Source organism: Amycolatopsis sp. NPDC104587 (genome assembly GCF_055583645.1).
Genome location: NZ_JBVJNO010000009.1, coordinates 94,922 through 111,361, shown reverse-complemented (window position 1 = coordinate 111,361; position 16,440 = coordinate 94,922). Strand labels below are relative to the sequence as shown.

The window sequence follows — 16,440 nt, the reverse complement described above, 5'->3', positions numbered from 1 at the left end:
CCGGTCCCGAGTGAAGCAGCTCGCACCGCGGCTGGTCGACTACTGACTGTGCGTGATCGAGATGCCACGGGCGAGGTAGCGATCCGTAGCTCTGTCGTGACACAACCCCTTTCAAGTGCACGGACTGCGATGTACTCTCAAGCCGATCAAGCCGACGGATCAAGGCCGCGCGGCGCAGTCGTCCGGACGGCCAGCCCGTCCGCTCCGAGTGCCTGGGGGTCAGGCCATGAGGTCGGTAGGGGTCGGCCGCGCGCTGCGCGGGTTTCTGGTCGTCGTCGTGCTGCTGGCCGGCAGCGTGAGCACGGCGGGGGCGGTGACCGCGCCGGCCGATGGCGGGCCGGCCAAGGACAAGGAGCGCACCTCGCTCGCCGACGTCGCCAAGACGCCGGAGCCGCAGGTGCCCGACAAGTCGTGGCGGGTCGACGGGAACGGCACGTTCACCGACTCGATCGCGATCCGGGTCCCGGCCTTCCACGACATCACCCCGCAGTTCTCCCTGGCCTACGACTCGTCCGCCCTCAACGGGCTGGCCGGGGTCGGCTGGACGCTGAGCGGCCTCAGCGAGATCGAGCGGACCGGGCCCGGCAAGGGCGCCCCCAAGTACGACGCCTCGGACGTCTACCTCGCGGACGGCGAGGAGCTCGTGCCCTGCGTCGCCGGCAGCGTGAGCCCGAGCTGCACCTCGGGCGGGACGCACGCGACCAAGAACGAGTCCTTCCGGAAGTTCGCGCTGACCGGCGCCGGGGCCGCCGGCCGGTGGACCCTGACCGAGAAGGACGGCGTCAAGCGCGTCTACGCGCCGGTGCTGTCCGCCGGGACCGATCTCGTCTCCCGGTGGGGCCTGAGCCAGGTCGTCGACACGAAGGGCAACACGGTCACCTACAACTGGGCGGCCGACCAGTTCGCGTGCTGCTGGGAGTACCTCGATTCGGTCACCTACAACGGGACCACGATCAAGTTCCGCTACGAGCAGCGCACCGACACCGACCTGCGCGCGATGGGCAACGGCGGCATCCGGACCGTCCAGGGCCGCATCAAGACCATCGACGTGGGCGTCAGCGGCAGCCGGGTCCGCGCGTACAAGCTGACCTACGCCACCAGTGACGCGACGGGACGGTCACTGCTGTCGGCCGTGCAGCAGTTCGGCACCGACGCCGTCCTGGACGCCGCCGGCACCGTCACGGGCGGCACCGCGATGCCACCCGTGACGGCGACCTACCAGGCCGGCGCGCCCGCGTTCGTCTCCGGCGCCGACAACAAGGCGTTCACCGGGGCCAGCGACGACGCCAAGGACTTCCCGATGGACATCAACGGCGACGGCAAGACCGACATGCTGGAGCTGTGGCCGAACTTCGGGTCCTACCAACGCAAGACGTGGCTGTCCACCGGCACCGACTTCACGCTCGCGTCGACCGAAGGGGCGACGTCGCTCAACCAGAACGCGCGCTACCTGCCCGGCGACTTCACCGGTGACGGCAAGGCCGACCTGCTCGAGTTCTCGCCTTCCGGCCTGGGCATGGCGCGGCAGCTGTGGGTGTCCACCGGCACCGGCTTCACCGCGGGCTCGACCGGCGCGGCCCAGGGGCGCAACGACGCGAACGCGCGTTTCCTCCCGATGGACGTCAACGGCGACGGCAAGGCCGACGTCCTGGAACTGTATTCCTGCGGCATCTTCCCGGTGAACTTCTGCCGTGCGACGTGGCTTTCGGACGGCACCACCTTCTCGCTCGCCTCCAACGACGCCGGTATCGCCTACGACGCGGACCGGCAGTTCGAGGCCGCCGACGTCAACGGTGACGGCAAAACCGACTTCGTCGAGCTGTCGCCCGCGCTCTTCGGCGCCGGCAACCGGCACATCTGGCTGTCCACCGGCACGGGCTTCGTCTCCGGGGCGGCCGACACCGGCATCTCCTGGAGCCAGCAGAACGCCAACGGCGCCGGCAGCCGGTTCCTGATGATGGACGTCAACGACGACGACAAAGTCGACATGGTCGAGCTCTACCCGCTGCTCGGCACGTACACCCGCCGGACGTGGCTGTCCACCGGCTACGGCTACAAACTGGGCGCCACCGACACGAGCATGGCCTACGCCGAGACGTCCAAGCAGCTCGCGATGGACGTCAACGGCGACCACCGGATGGACATGGTCGCCCTCTCCCCGGGATTCCTGGGGGCGTCGACGAAACGCGACATCTGGCTGTCCACCGGTTCCGGCTTCACACCCGGCGCGAGCGACCCGACGATGGGCACCTACTCCTGCAGCAAGGGCAAGTGCACCAGCGACTTCCTCGAAATGGACGTCAACGGTGACATGCGCACGGAGATGGTGGAGCTCTACCGCACCAACATCGGCCTCAATACGGGACGCCACGTCTGGAACATGGGCGGCGCGGCGACCGACGTGCTGACCTCCCGGACCAACGAGTGGGGGGACAAGGCGACGGTGAGCTACCAGCCGTCGTCGGCGTGGGCGAACACGAACAACCCACCGCTCACCCAGACGGTGTCCGCGGTGACCGACAACCCCGGCCCGGGCGGCGCCGCGACCACGAACTACAGCTACTCCGGCGGGGCCTACAACCACCCGGAGCGCACGTTCCTCGGGTTCCGCACGCAGCGGGAAACCAAGCCCTGCAACGCGGGCGAGACGCAGTGCCCGTACGTCGACACGACGTTCCGCCAGGACCTCGCCGCGATCGGTCAGCCGGAACGCGTCGAGAACCACGGTGGCGACGGCGCGCTGCTGAGCTCGACGGCCACCGACTACGCCACCAACGGCACGACCGTGCCGAGGACGGTGCTGCCGACCGGCACGACGGAAACCGCCTACACCGGCAGGAGCGCGGTCTGCCCCGGCGCGGACTGCAAGCGCACCTCCACGAGCCGGGCGTACAACGCCTACGGCGAAGTGGTGACCCAGATCGAGACCGGCGACGACGAGCAGGCGGGTGACGAACGCACGACGGTGACCACGTTCGTGCCCAACACGGCCGCCTACATCGTGAACAAGCCGGCCTCGGTCAAGGTCGTCGCGGGTGCCGGCGCGGGCGGGACGAAGCTCACCGAAACCCGCACCGGGTACGACGGCGCGGCGTGGGACCAGGCTCCCGCGGCCGGTTACGCGACGTCGTCGGCGCAGTGGCTGTCGACCCAGGACGCGTTCGTCGGGACCGGCAAGGAGTACGACGCGTGGGGCAACCTCACCGCGGAGGTCGACGCGCTCGGCGGGCGCACCACGCTCGGCTACGACCCGACGTACCACGTGTTCCAGACCGTGGAGACCAACGCGCTGTCCCAGCCGGTCGACGCGACGTGGGATCCCGTCTGCGGGACGCCGACCCGGGTGAACGACCTCAACCGGCAGGCGACCACGGTGACCTACGACGCGCTGTGCCGGGCGGCCGAAACCACCCAGCCCGGCGGCAAGTTCGAACGCCACGAGTGGGTGGACGTCGGCGATCCGGCCAAGCAGTACGAGCAGGTCGAGACGCCGGCCGCGGACGGGACGAACGCGCCGCGGTGGAGCCGCCGCTACGTCGACGGCCTGCAGCGCCCGTACCGCACCGTGGCGAAGGGCCCGGACGCGGCGACCGGGGACATCCACGTCGATTCGGTGTACAACGCCCGTGGCCAGGTCGCGTCGAAGACCGCGCCCTACTACTGGGTCGCGGGCACCGCGCAGCCGGTGACGTACCCGACGCTCACCGCCTACGACGGGCTCGACCGGGCGACCAGGACCACGCTGCCGGATGGTGCGGTCCAGACCAAGAGCTACGCCCCGTGGTCGACCACCAGCACCGACGAGAACGGCCACGCCACGACCGAGCGCCTGGACGCCTACGGCAAGCGCGCCGAGCGCCAGGAGACGGCCGGCGGCACGCCCGTGACCGCGCGGTACGTCTACGACCTGCGGGGCAACCTCGCGAAGTCCACCGACCCGGCCGGGGCCGTCATCACCTACACCACCGACTCGTTCGGGCGGCAGACGAAGGTGGCGGACCCGGACAAGGGCGTCACCACCTACGAGTGGGACGACGCCGGCCGCGCGGTCGCCCAGACCGACGCGAACAACCAGCGCACGACGTTCACCAACGACAAGCTGGGGCGCAAGACCACCAAGACCACCAACGCGGGCACCGCGGTCGCCGCGACCGTGTCCTGGACCTACGACCAGGTCCGCGCCGGCTACGCCAACCTCGGCAAGGTCACCGCGAACACCGACGCGGCCGGCACCCGGACGTTCGACTACGACGTCCTTGGCCACACCGTCAAGACCGTGCGGACCGTGGGCGGCACGAGCTACGAGTTCCGGTACGGCTTCGACGCGGGCGACCGCAAGCTGTGGACCACCTACCCCGACGGGGACACGCAGGGGACCGCGGCGGCGCCGTTGCGCTACGACAGCGCGGGCCGGCTCACGGCGATCCCCGGCTACGTCACCTCGGCGACCTACAACGCCGACGGCAAGGTCACGGCGATCGCCAACGCCAACGGCACCACGACCACCCGTCCGCACGACCCACAACGCGGCCGGCTCACCGGCATCGAGACGAAGTCGGGCCCGAACGTCGTGCAGGACAACGAGTTCACCCGCGACGCGAGCGGCAACATCACCAAGGTCACCAGTCCGTTCCCCGACGAGAGCTGGACCTACACCTACGACGACGGCGGCCGGCTCACCAGCGCGACCGACGACGCCGGCCCGGCGAACGACCAGTCCCTCACCTACGACGCGACCGGCAACATCGCGTCGAACTCCCGGACCGGTGCCTACGCCTACGATCCGGCGCGCCCGCACGCGGTGACCACCGCCGGGGGGAGCACCTACACCTACGACGCGGCGGGCAACATGACCTCCGGCGCCGGCCGCACCCTCACCTGGAACGGCGACGGGCTGCTCGCTTCGGTCGTCAAGGACGGGGTCACGTCGACCTACACCTACGACGCCGACGACACCCGCCTCCAGGCGGTCGAGGGCGGGGTCACCCGCCGCTACCTCGGCGTCGACTACGAGGTGAACGTCACCGCCGGCACGACCACCAAGTACGTCTCGATCGAGGGCACGCCGGTGGCCCGGGTCGACGGCGGGACGAAGTACTGGGTGCACACCGACGTCCAGGGCTCGGTGCAGGCCGAGACCGACGCGGCGGGGGTGGAGGTCCACCGCAAGAAGTACCGGCCGTTCGGCGAGGTCCTGTCGGCCGGCGGGACGCTGCCCTTCGAAGCGCGCGGCTTCATCGCCGAACGCCAGGACACGACCGGGCTGGTGTACCTCAACGCCCGCTACTACGACCCCCAGCTCGGCCGGTTCATCTCGCCCGACCCCACCATCGACGGCGAAGCCACCGTCGGCCTCAACCGGTACGCCTACGCCGCGAACGACCCGGTGAACCAGGTCGACCGCACCGGCCTGGACTGCCAGAAGGCGGACGGCAACAAGTGCGACCCCGAGAACGAGGTCAAGATCACCCGGTCGGAGATCATCGCCCGGGCGCAGTACTGGGTCGACCACAAGCCCGGGCCGTACTACGACCCGGACCACTTCGCCCCCGGTGACAACGGGTTTTCACCCGGGCCGGGTGACGGGCGCGTCTACCGCCGCGACTGCTCCGGGTACGTCTCGATGGCCTGGCACCTGAGCTGGAGCGCGAGCACCTACACGCTGCCCTACTACGGTGAGAAGATCGACCGCTCCGAGCTCCAGGCCGGGGACATCCTGAACTCGACCACCGAACACGTCCTGCTGTTCCACAAGTGGCTCGACGACAAGGGGAACTTCGAGTACTACTCGTTCGGCGCGACCCCGGTGAAGCGCGCCACGGCCAACATCAACGACGCCACCCTCGACAGCCACGCGAACGGCAACTACCAGGCGTACCGCTACGTCAACATCATCGACGACCCCCCGCCGTCGCCCGGCGCCGTCGGGAACTCCGTCGGCCGTTCCCCGTTCTCCTGACGGCTCGATCCGCCTGGCGCGGCATCCGGACGGTGGTCGTCCTGCCGGCCCTTCGCCCGGTGCGGGGGAGGACCCGGCTGTTGTCGCCGCCGACGCCCATCTGCTTGTGGTTCAAGTGCAGCACCACGTCCTGGCGGGGAATGAGCTGGGTCGCGATCGGCGTGCCGATCGAGGTGCGGCCGCCGGCGGGGTTCGAAGCCTGGACCTGATCGCCGGCGGGGGTGGGGGTCCGAGGTCACCCGTCAGGCTTGCCGGGCCGCCGGGAAAAGTGCTCGACGGCGAGCACGCCGATCGTCACGATCCCCACCACCGTCAGGCTTCCGCTGCCCACGAGGACTCCCACGACGAGCGCGCACACGCCGGTGACCGCCAGCAGCACGAAGAACCACCGCCACCTGTCGGGCGGCCGGCAGAACCGGTCGGCGAGGGCGGGATCGGTGGCCGAGAGCTCGGCTTCGATCCGCTCGAGCGCGCGCCGTTCGTCCTCGGGAAACATGGGCACCTCTCTCGCCGCGCGAAGTCGCAACGGAAGGGAATGCCCACCCGAACGGGCTTCTCCCACCCGACCGGTGACAAGTCACCCGAAGGTGTTACGGCGGCGCGTCGGCCGGACCCGGGTCAGCCACCCTGGGTGAGACCGAAGACCCAGGTGACGCCGAACCGGTCGGTGACCATGCCGTAGACCGGCGCGAACGGCGCGGGGCCGAGGTCGGCGATCACGGTGCCGTCCTGGGACAGTCCTTGCCACAGCGGGGTCAGCTCGTCGAGGGAGTCGCCGTTGAGCAGCACGAAGAACGGCTCGGTGTGGGTGACTCCGTGGGCGCGCGGTGAAGCCGGGCCGGGAGGTGCGGCGATGCCTCCGGCTTGGGTGGCGCCGGTGGTGCCGAGGACGTCGTAGGCGGCGATGCGGAACCCGTTTTCGGCCACCACCATGCCGAAGGCGACGCGGCCGGCGTCGGGGTCGTCCGCGGCCATCGGCACGTAGCCGGTGTCGCGGTCGTCGGTCGGGCTCCCGAGCTGGGCGCCGTGCTCCATGAGCATGAGGTGGCCGCCGAAGACGGATCGGTAGAACTCCAGTGCCGGCCGGGCGTTGCCGGTGAAGTTGAGGTGGGTGAGCGTGCTGACGGCCATGGGACCCTCCTGCGGTTCGTGCGAGCGACTGACCTGAACTGTGCCCTCAATACCGGTCAGGATGTGACCGCTATTGATCTCGCTCGAGGTGACGCACGTCGCATCCGGTCGCCTCCGCACCGCATTGCTCATTCACGCGCCGAGGCGAGGAACCGGTCGATCCGCTCGGCCGGGGGGGCGGTGGCCGGACCGGGCTCGAGCACCGACAACGCCGCGGCCGCGTTCGCCCGGATCGCCGCGGTGGTCAGGTCCGCGCCGGTCAGCAGCGCGGCGGCGAGGACGCCGCAGTGGGCGTCACCGGCGCCGTTGGTGTCCACCGGGGTGACCGGGAAGCCCGGCACCACCGTGACCGTGCCGTTCTGGGCGAGCACGCAGCCGTCCGCGCCGGTGCGCACGATGACCGCCGCATCGGCCGGGAGCCGGGACGCGAGCGCCTTCGCCGCCGCGCGGGCGTCGGTCTCGCCGCTGAGCGCGCGGGCCTCGGCCAGGTTGGCGGACAGGATGTCCACGCTGGGGAGGACCGCGGCGAGATCGCCGGCATCGGCGGCCAGCGGTCCCGGGTCGAACAGCACGCGCGGCCCGTCGAGACCGGGCAGCCACTTGCGCAGCGCGTCCCGGTTCGACTCGTGCGCGAGGCTGTAGCCGGTCACGTAGACCAGGTCTTCCGCGGTCGTCCGCACGCCGGACAACCCGTCCGGGGGCAGCCTGCCTTCCGCGCCGGTTGCGGTCACGAACGTCCGCTCGCCGGAGTCGTCCACGAGCACCACGCACACGCCGGTGTCCACCTCGGCGGTGACCGGCTGGACGACTCCGACGCCCGCGGCGGCGAGTGCGGCCCGCGCTTGGTCGCCGAACCGGCCCGTGCCGTGGGCCCCGGCGTAGACGACCCGCGCGCCCGAGCGAGCGGCGGCGGCCATGACGTTGAAGCCGCCGCCCGCGTGGAGCGCGGTGTCCGCGGCCAGGACGTCGCCACCGGGCGCGGGCAGGGCCGGGACGCGCATGACCAGGTCCACGACCACCTGTCCCGTGTGGACCAGCCGTCCCGTCATCGGCCGGCTCCGCGCCGGGCGCCGCCGGACAGACCGTAGAGGCCGGCGGCGACGACGAAGGTGATCACCCAGCCGAGACCGTTCTGGCCGGGCCAGCTCCCGGCGAAGAGCCCGGTGAACCAGACGTCGTCGCCCGAGCCCGCGGTCGTGAACTGGTAGCCCACCACGATGGCCACCGCCCATGCCCCGAGCGCCCGCGGCTCGACCCCGCCGCGGTACCAGTAACGGCTGGTGCGGCGCATGTCCATCAGGGCGTCCGGGTCGTAGCTCCGGCGGCGCGTCATGTCGGTGACGAACACGCCGACCCACGCGGTGATCGGCACGGCCAGCAGGCTGATGAACGCGATGAACGGGTCGTAGAAGTTGTCGGCGACCAGCATGAAGTAGATCGCGCCCACGGTGGTCACCACGACATCGACGACAACGGCGTAGACGCGCTTGATCCGGACGCCGAGGGTCAGCGTGGTCAACCCGGCCGAGTACACCGACAGGTGGTTCGACAGCAGCAGCCCGCCGAACGCGGCGATCAGGTACGGCACCGCCATCCAGGCCGGCAGCATCGCCCGGATCGCGGCGACCGGGTCACCGGCCTGCGCCAGCGCCGGGTCGTCCGCCGACAGCAGGCTGCCCAGCGAGATGAGCAGCACCAAGGGAATTCCGGCGCCGACGGCGGCGGAGGCGACGAGGGAGCCGGCGCGCACGGCCGGGTGCTGGTAGCGCGACATGTCCGCCGACGCGTTGGCCCAGCCGATGCCCGTGCCCGCCGCGATCGTGCCGATCCCGGCGATCATCGCGCCGAGCGAGGCCGGCGACGCCGAGCCGACCGCGTGCCAGTCCACTGTGGTCACCAGCGCGGCTCCGACGACGATGTTGAGCGCCCCGAAGATCCAGGTCGCCCACCGCTGGACCGCCACGAGCACGCGGTGCCCGAGCCCGGACACGATCACGGTGCACACGACGAAGACCGCGATGCAGGCGATCGTGAGCACGGGCACCGACTTGGCCCGGGAATCGGTGCCGAACACGATGGCGCACAAGGACAGCAGCGCGAACGCGGCCGTCGTCGTGTTGACGGTTTCCCAGCCCAGCCGGGAAATCAGCGAGACCACGGTCGGGCCCGCGTTGCCACGGACCCCGAAGACCGCGCGGGACAGCGTCAGCCCGGGCGCGCCGCCGCGGCGGCCGGCGATGGAGACGGCGCCGACGATCGCGAACGAGCCGACCGCGCCGAGCAAGGCGACGATCGCGGCCTGCCAGAACGCGAGGTGCCAGACGGCGACGAGCGTCGCGCCCAGCGGCAGGCCGAGGATCGAGATGTTCGCCGCGAACCAGACCCAGAACAGCTGCATGGGACGGCCGGTCCGCTCGGCTTCGGGCACCGGCTCGATCCCGCGGGTTTCCAGGGCGCCGTCGGTTTCGGCGGGTGTTTCGGTGGTGGTCATCGGCGACTCCTTTGGGCCGGGTTGCGCAGGTCGAGCAGCCCGTCGACGACGGGTTCGAGGTCCAGGCGGTTGACTTTCCGCACGGTTTCGACGAGGTCGGCCGGGAGTCCGGCCAGGCCGTGCCGGGCGCCGAGGATCGCCCCGCACATGGCGGCGACGGTGTCGGTGTCGCCGCCCACGCCGGCCGCGAAGGTAAGCGCTTTCTCTGGCCGGTCGCCCAGCGCTTCGGCGATCGCGAAGGCCGCGACGACGGACTCCTGGGCGGCGACCGAGGTGCCGATCACGCCGGTGACGGCGGTAGTCAGCTCGTCGGCGTCCATACCGCGTACAAAGCGCCGGGCCCACCGGATCCGCGCGGCGATCTCGCCGCCGGCGCTCCAGTGGCCTCGCGGCGCCGCCGCGGCCGCGGCTTCTTCGGCGAAGTCCAGCGCCTGCGGCAGGTCCGCGCCGTCGATGCCGGCCGACACGGCGGCGGCGACCGCGGCGGCGCCACCGATGCCGAGACTCGTGTTGTGCGTCAGCTCGCTGGCCGCGACGACGGCGTCGAGCAGCGTGCCGAGCTCCGGCGGAGTGGCGATGGCGATCGGCGTGACGCGCATGGCCGCGCCGTTGGTGGTGCCGAACCGGCCGGCCCGCTCCGGCGGGGTGCCCGACTCCAGCAGCTGCAGGGCGCGTTTGGTGGACGGCCCGAGCAGGTCGGACAGCTCGCGCCGGATCATGTCGGCTTCCCAGTCCAGCAGCGCCTTCGCGAAGACGTGCGGGTCGATCCGGCCGTGGCCGTCGAGCAGCAGCCCGGCGACCAGGACGGCCTGCTCGGTGTCGTCGGTGATCGTGCCGGCGGGCAGGTTCGGCGCGATCGGCTGTTCGGGCACGGCGTCGAGCAGGGTGTCGACCACGCCGTAGTGGGCGGCGATCTGCGCCGGGGAGAACGACTGGGTGGGCATGCCGAGCGCGTCGCCGAGGGCGAGTCCGGTGAAGGCGCCGAGGGCGCGGTCGCGGGCGTTCACCGGTCACCGAAGCCCAGGTGGAAGCGGAACCGGGCCGGGTCGAGCAGGCTCACGACGTGTTCGACCAGCCCGCCGTCCGCGTCGGTGCTCGTGCGCGTGGCGAGCAGGAAGAGGGTGCCCGCGGGACGCTCCAGCAGCGCGGCGGCGTCGGAGGCGAGCGGTTCGGCGCCGAGCCACTGGTCACCGCCGGTGGCGACGAGGCCGGCGTCGGTGAGGGTGGCGGTGAGCGAGCCGCGCACCAGACCGCGCTCGGGCAGGTCGGCAAGCGTGCCGGTGGCGGGCACGAGCGAGACCTCGTAGGAGACGGGGCCGGCTTCCCGGTCGCGGCGCAACCGCCGCACGGCCACGAACTCCGGTACGGCGAACCGCTCGGTCAGTGCGGCGTCCGCGACCCGCTCGATGCCGAGCAGCTGGGTGCCGATGGCGAAGCCCGACCCGGCGAGGGCGGTCGCCCAGCCGACGGACTGGTCCAGTTCGACCCCGTCGAAGGTGACGAACGAGCCGATCCCGCTCCGGGTGGCGATGAGATCCCGCCGCTGCAGCTCGGACAGCGCGCTCCGCACGGTGCCCCGGCTGACCTGGTACTGGCCGGCCAGCTCGACTTCACCGGGCAGCCGCGCCCCGTGCGCGAGCCGGCCCGAGCGGATCTGCGCGGCGAGCTCGGCGATCAGCCGGTCCCGCTTCCCGAAGTGAACCTGTCCAAGCCTGTTCATACCTGTACAGTACAGCGCGAGAGCCAGCACACAAGACCGTGATGACGTCCGAGCCGTCAGGAGGTGTGCCAGTCGCGGAAAGCGCCGAGGACGGCCGCACGTGACGCCCCAGGCCACGAGCCTTCCGGTGGTTGCCCGGACGCCTCGCTGGTTCGCGGACACTGTGCGGTCGCGGCAGACTCACCCGGCGCTTCCTGCACGGGGCCGCGGAGCTACTGCTCACCGGACCTCAGCACCGCGCGACCGGGAGGATCGAGTTGCGCGTGGTCGAAGCCGGTTTCGCCACCTCGGCCGGGCCCGACCGGCGCGTCGAAGGTGACGAACTTCTTACCGAAGCCGGGCGGTTCTCTCTCAACGGGCGCTCGTACGACGACGTGGCCGCGGCGGCCGGCCTCGAGGCCGGGGAGCCCGCCGGGGTGTACGGCGGCGGTCCGGGCGTGCGGCCGGGCGAGGTGATGGCCCTCGACGCGGAGGCGGTGAAGACACTGGTGGCGGTGTTCTCCGCCGGGACCGCCGAGCTCGGTGGCGCGGACGCCGTCGTCCGGTTCTTCCGCACCGGCCGTGAGCTCGCTGCCCGCCCCTGAAGCACGCCGGGCCGCTCACTCTTCGTCGTCGGGTGGGGCGAGTCCGCGGTCGAGGGGGTGGGTCGAGGTGATCTCCGGGGCCTCCGACTGCGGGGCGAGTCCGCGGTCCAAAGTCCGGGGTTCGGGATCGGGTTCGGGCGGCTGTGGGCTGTCGGCGCCATGGTCGTCGTCTGTCATGACGGAGGAGTACCCGCTTTGCCGGGAGCGATGCCCGTGGTGTGGGACCGGCGCGGGAGAGGCCACGGTGCCTCTCCCACGCCGGCGTTCCGGGGGAGTGATCAGTGCTGGGCGGGACGGTCGACGTCACCGCGCCAGGCGCCGGTCTCCTGGCCGTCGCGGACCTCGATGAACTTCTTGAAACGGTCGAGGTCGCCCTGGACCCGGTGGTCGAGGATGCCGGTCTTGTCGGCGACGTTCTCCACGAAGCCCTCGGGGTCGATGTCCATCTGGACGGTGACCCGCGTGTGGGTGTCGTCGAGGCGGTGGACCGTCACGACTCCCGCGTGGTTGGGCCCGGAGTCGGACTTCCAGGCGATCCGCTCGTCACGGTTCTGCTCGGTGATCGTCGCGTCGAACTGGCGCTTGACCCCGGCCACGCTGACGGTCCAGTGCGTGTGGGTGTTGTCCAGCTGCTCGATGCGGTCGACACCGTCCATGAAACGGGGGAAGTCGGCGAACTGCGTCCACTGGTTGTAGACGGTGCTCACGTCGGCTTCGACGTCGACGGACTTGGTGATCGTGCTCATGCCGCGGTCAGCTCCTTCTGCTGTTCGGGGTACCGCACCTGCTGTGCACGGCCATTAATCGGCTACCCGGCGAACCGCTGCACAAACGACCCGATCACAGATGACCCGCGAGGTGCGGGGTGCGGGACCGCCCCGACGGCGATCCCGCACCCCGGTCGGATCAGTTGGCGGCGCTGGTGTTCACTTCGCCGTTGACGCCCTTGGGGAAGAACCCGCCGGAGGTGGCGGCCTTGTTCGTCAGGTAGACGATGTTGAGGACCTGACCGGGCGAGCGGCTGTAGGCGATGCCGTTGGCGTCGGTGGGGACGATGTTGGCTTGGCCGTGGTTGTCGATGACGCCCTGGTCGTCGTCGGTGGGGCCGTCGAGGCTGTCGCGGGCGTTGGACAGCTTGACGCTGGCTTCGCGCAGGTCGCGGCCGAGCAGGCCGAGCCCGAGGATGCCGCCGCTGTGCTGGTAAAGGGCACTGCGGATGTTGGCCGCGTGGTAGGCCTCCACCGCGAGGATCCCCGCTGCCGCTTCGAGGTACGTCTTGTTCGTGATCAGCGGCGCGGCGCCCTTGTACGCCGTGACGCCGACGTCCTCGAACAGGAACGCCGCGAGCAGGAAGTTCTCCTCGCACGCGAACGCGTCGAAGCTGTGGCCGGGCTTGACCAGGCCGGCGGCCTGCGCGGCGGCGGTGAAGCTCGACTGCAGGTCGATCGCGGGACGGCTGACCGCGGCCGAGCCGAGTGCGGAGCGCAGGAACTGGACGTGGGCTTTCTCGTCGCCCGCGATCTCCTGGGCGTACTGCTTCGCGGCCTTCGTCGTGAACCGCACCGCCCGGCCGCCGGTGACGCCGCCGCGGGTGCCGGTGCCGGTGGTCATCGAGTCGGCGAGGCCCTTGCCGGTGACGGCGTGCAGGTAGAACTCGGCTTCCAAGTACTCCAGGTTGAGCGCGAAGTTGAGGACGGCACCGTCACTGACCTCAGCCGACGCGGCGGCGGCCGCAGCCGTGGGCCGGGCGGTCGCGGCGGATGCGGTCCCGGTGGCGAGGCCGCCGAGCGCGCCCGCGCCGACCACCCCGAGCCCGGTCATCCCGGCCGCCTTGAGGAAACGGCGGCGGTCCTGGTCGTTTTCGGCGCTCCGGTTGATCATCGAAGCGGCATAACGCTTGCCAAACACGGATGAGCTCCTCCCCGCCCGCGCGGGTGCGACGGGCGACACCCGAGCCAGCCGGCGCCCGGGGGATGGATCCTTCGTGGACAGTCCCCTTTCGGGGCTGTGCCCGCCGCGGATGGGTGGGTTCCCCGATCGGGTTTCGCGGCGCCGAGCGCGGTCAGCCCACGGCGAGGTCCGCCACCGACGGAGTGGTCGGCTGCAGTGACCCGGTGGCGGGCTCGACGGTCACCGACACACCGTCGGCGCCGGCGGGGAGCGCGACCTCGACGGTGCCTGCGGGGGCGATCAGTCCCGCCGACCGCGGCGCGCCCGAACCGGTCAGCCACACTTCGTAGGCGTGGCCGGGATCCAGCCGCGGCAGCGCCTGCGCGGCGACGAAGACCCGGCCGAGCTGCCGGGAGGCGGTGGCGGAGACCGAGCCGCCGCCGACCGCGGCCGTGCGCACGGTGGTCGCGTCGGACGCGGAGGTCACCGCGCCGCCCTCGGCCACCGGCACCGGACGGCCGGAGACCGACTGGTCCAGCCCGATGCTGATGCCGCCGGCGAGCACCGCCGCCGCGGCGGCTACCGACGCCACCCCGATCAACGCGCGCTTGCGCCAGGGGGAGCGCCGGACCGGGGCAGCCGGCTCGGGGGTGACGCGGGGCGGCAGCTGCCGCGTCTGGGCGATCTCGGCGAGCACCTGCCCGCGCAGGCCCGGGCCGGGAAGGACGGCCGCGGCGGCGCCCAGCAGGGCGGCGGTGGCCCGGAGCTCGGCGACCTCGCCCGCGCACGCGGGGCATTCGCTCAGGTGCCGGGTGAAGGCGGCGCGTTCGAGGTCGTCGACCGCGTCGAGGGCGTAGGCGCCGGCGAGGAGGTGGGCGTCGGCGGTGGTCATCGGTGCACTCCCAGAGCGTCGCGCAGGCGGACGAGCCCGTCCCGCATGCGGGTCTTGACGGTGCCGATCGCGACACCGAGTTTTTCGGACACCTCCCGGCAGGTGTAACCCTGAAAGTAGGCGAGCAGGATCGACTCCCGCTGGAGGTCGGTCAGCACCGCCAGCGCGGCGCGGACCCGAGCCCGGTCGAGCTGGTCCAGCGTCGTCTCGGTGACGTCGTCGTAGGGGCGGCGCAGGTCCAGCCGGTCGGCTCGCTCTTCCCGATCGGTCGCGGACTGCTCGGACCGGACCCGGTCGATCGCCCGCCGGTGCGCGATGGTCAGCGCCCAGGTCCGCACCCGGCCGCGCGTGGCGTCGAACGCCGCCGCCTTGCGCCAGATCTCGAGCAGGACCTCCTGGGTGACCTCTTCCGCATACGCCCGGGAGCGCAGCACCTGGAACACGGTGCCGAAGATCGGCCCGGCCAGGTGGTCGTAAAGCGCGGCGAAGGCCTGCTCGTCCCCGAGCGCGGAGCGGGCGAGCAGCTGTTCCGGTGTGCTCACCGGTTCCGGCGCCGGTTCGGCGCTGGTGCGGTACGCGACTGCGCGGGCGGTCATGGCACCTGTCCTTCCCGGCGGGCGCCGAGTCACGTGCCGCGGTCGGCGGCGTGTCACGGGGAGTTCGTCCCGACCGGCCCGCGCGGATTGGTGCTGTGACGAAAAAACCAGGCGGTCACCCACACGGACGAGCGAAAACTCGCTGTCCACAATGGATCGGGCAAGCCGGGACGCCGTCCGGTCCGAACGGGAGGGGAACCGATGAGGAGAAACGATGGCAGGCTCGAAAGCGGTCTCGTTCGGGCACTACCAGCCGAGCCGGACGGTGACGAACGACGAGCTGGCGGACCGGCTGGGAACGTCGGACGCGTGGATCCGCGAGCGGGTGGGCGTGCGCGCCCGCCGGGTCGCGGCCCCCGGTGACTCGGTCGCCGACATGGCGACGGCCGCCGCGGGTGCCGCTCTGCTGCGGTCCGGTTACGGCGCCGCCGACGTCGACCTGGTGATCGTCGCCACGTGCACCGCGTTCGACCGGATGCCCAACCTCGCCTGCCGGGTCGCCGAGCGGCTGGGGATCACCGCGCCCGGGGCGTTCGACCTCAACGCGGCGTGCTCGGGCTTCTCCTACGCGCTGGCCGCGGCCGACCACGCCATCCGGGCGGGCGCCGCGACCCGGGCGATCGTCGTCGGCGCCGACAAGATGAGCGACTTCCTCGACTGGACCGACCGGACGACGTGTGTGATCTTCGGCGACGCCGCGGGCGCCGCCGTCGTCGAGCGGGCTTCGGCCGGCATCGGGCCGGTGGTGTGGGGCTCGGAGCCGGCCCAAGGGCACTGCATCACGCTCGAAGCGGCGGGGCCCGGTGCGCTGCCCGCGGTGTTCCGGCAGGAGGGGCAGGCGGTGTTCCGGTGGGCCACCACCGCACTGGCCCCGATCGCCCGCGAGGCCTGCCGGCGCGCCGGTGTCGACCCGGCCGCGCTGGGCGGTGTGGTCACCCACCAGGCCAACGTCCGCATCATCGCGGCGCTGGCCCGCAAGATCGGGGCGACCGGCGCGGTGATCGCGACGGACGTCACGGAGTCCGGCAACACCTCGGCCGCGAGCATCCCGCTGGCGCTGTCGAAGCTCGTCGAGCGCCGGGAGATCCCGACGGGCGCGCCGGTGCTGCTGTTCGGGTTCGGCGCCGGGCTGACCTACGCCGGCCAGGTCATCACCTGCCCGTGAGTGCCGGAGCCT

The 16,440-nt window shown here is 71.7% G+C and carries 14 protein-coding genes; 3 read left to right on the top strand and 11 right to left on the bottom strand.

Features of this window, described 5'->3' with window-relative positions:
- Positions 1–226: 226 nt before the first annotated feature.
- Entirely contained in the window at positions 227–5,959 is a 5,733-nt protein-coding gene (locus ACZ61C_RS28130) for an RHS repeat-associated core domain-containing protein (protein WP_465310839.1), read from the top strand.
- Between the two features lie 235 nt (positions 5,960–6,194).
- On the opposite strand, the gene ACZ61C_RS28125 is transcribed toward ACZ61C_RS28130, so the two are convergent.
- The 6 genes from ACZ61C_RS28125 to ACZ61C_RS28100 all read right to left on the bottom strand — a co-directional run bounded on the left by ACZ61C_RS28125 (position 6,195) and on the right by ACZ61C_RS28100 (position 11,301).
- The gene (locus tag ACZ61C_RS28125; RefSeq protein WP_465310838.1) at positions 6,195–6,455 is read right to left on the bottom strand and encodes a DUF3040 domain-containing protein; all 261 of its coding nucleotides are present in this window, start codon (positions 6,453–6,455) and stop codon (positions 6,195–6,197) included.
- Positions 6,456–6,577: 122 nt separating this feature from the next.
- Positions 6,578–7,090 carry a VOC family protein gene (locus ACZ61C_RS28120; RefSeq protein ID WP_465310837.1) on the bottom strand — a complete coding sequence of 171 codons (513 nt, stop codon included), beginning with the start codon at positions 7,088–7,090 and terminating at the stop codon, positions 6,578–6,580.
- Between the two features lie 128 nt (positions 7,091–7,218).
- Positions 7,219–8,139: a PfkB family carbohydrate kinase gene (locus tag ACZ61C_RS28115; protein WP_465310836.1), complete on the bottom strand. Its 921-nt coding sequence runs from the start codon at positions 8,137–8,139 to the stop codon at positions 7,219–7,221.
- The gene (locus ACZ61C_RS28110; protein ID WP_465310835.1) at positions 8,136–9,581 is read right to left on the bottom strand and encodes a purine-cytosine permease family protein; all 1,446 of its coding nucleotides are present in this window, start codon (positions 9,579–9,581) and stop codon (positions 8,136–8,138) included. The genes ACZ61C_RS28115 and ACZ61C_RS28110 overlap by 4 nt, the downstream gene beginning before the upstream one ends.
- Positions 9,578–10,588, bottom strand: coding sequence for an ADP-ribosylglycohydrolase family protein (locus ACZ61C_RS28105; protein ID WP_465310834.1), 1,011 nt, complete (start codon positions 10,586–10,588; stop codon positions 9,578–9,580). Before ACZ61C_RS28105 ends, ACZ61C_RS28110 begins: the two co-directional genes overlap by 4 nt.
- Positions 10,585–11,301, bottom strand: a complete 717-nt coding sequence (locus ACZ61C_RS28100) for a GntR family transcriptional regulator (protein WP_465310833.1) — start codon at positions 11,299–11,301, stop codon at positions 10,585–10,587. Before ACZ61C_RS28100 ends, ACZ61C_RS28105 begins: the two co-directional genes overlap by 4 nt.
- A gap of 263 nt (positions 11,302–11,564) precedes the next feature.
- Between ACZ61C_RS28100 and ACZ61C_RS28095 the strand changes: the two genes are divergently transcribed.
- Entirely contained in the window at positions 11,565–11,885 is a 321-nt protein-coding gene (locus ACZ61C_RS28095; protein ID WP_465310832.1) for a hypothetical protein, read from the top strand.
- A 15-nt stretch (positions 11,886–11,900) separates the two neighbouring features.
- Here the strand turns inward: ACZ61C_RS28095 and ACZ61C_RS28090 are convergent, their stop codons facing one another.
- From ACZ61C_RS28090 to sigK, 5 genes are all read right to left on the bottom strand, one after another.
- Entirely contained in the window at positions 11,901–12,062 is a 162-nt protein-coding gene (locus ACZ61C_RS28090; RefSeq protein WP_465310831.1) for a hypothetical protein, read from the bottom strand.
- A gap of 101 nt (positions 12,063–12,163) precedes the next feature.
- The gene (locus tag ACZ61C_RS28085; RefSeq protein ID WP_465310830.1) at positions 12,164–12,631 is read right to left on the bottom strand and encodes an SRPBCC family protein; all 468 of its coding nucleotides are present in this window, start codon (positions 12,629–12,631) and stop codon (positions 12,164–12,166) included.
- Positions 12,632–12,791: 160 nt separating this feature from the next.
- On the bottom strand, positions 12,792–13,793 hold the full coding sequence (locus ACZ61C_RS28080) for a ferritin-like domain-containing protein (RefSeq protein WP_465310829.1): 1,002 nt from the start codon (positions 13,791–13,793) through the stop codon (positions 12,792–12,794).
- Positions 13,794–13,947: 154 nt separating this feature from the next.
- Positions 13,948–14,667: an anti-sigma factor gene (locus tag ACZ61C_RS28075; RefSeq protein ID WP_465310828.1), complete on the bottom strand. Its 720-nt coding sequence runs from the start codon at positions 14,665–14,667 to the stop codon at positions 13,948–13,950.
- Positions 14,664–15,263: an ECF RNA polymerase sigma factor SigK gene (gene sigK / locus ACZ61C_RS28070; protein ID WP_465310827.1), complete on the bottom strand. Its 600-nt coding sequence runs from the start codon at positions 15,261–15,263 to the stop codon at positions 14,664–14,666. Before sigK ends, ACZ61C_RS28075 begins: the two co-directional genes overlap by 4 nt.
- A gap of 214 nt (positions 15,264–15,477) precedes the next feature.
- On the opposite strand from sigK, the gene ACZ61C_RS28065 reads away from it, so the two are divergent.
- Entirely contained in the window at positions 15,478–16,428 is a 951-nt protein-coding gene (locus tag ACZ61C_RS28065) for a beta-ketoacyl-ACP synthase III (RefSeq protein WP_465310826.1), read from the top strand.
- The last annotated feature ends 12 nt before the right edge of the window (positions 16,429–16,440 follow it).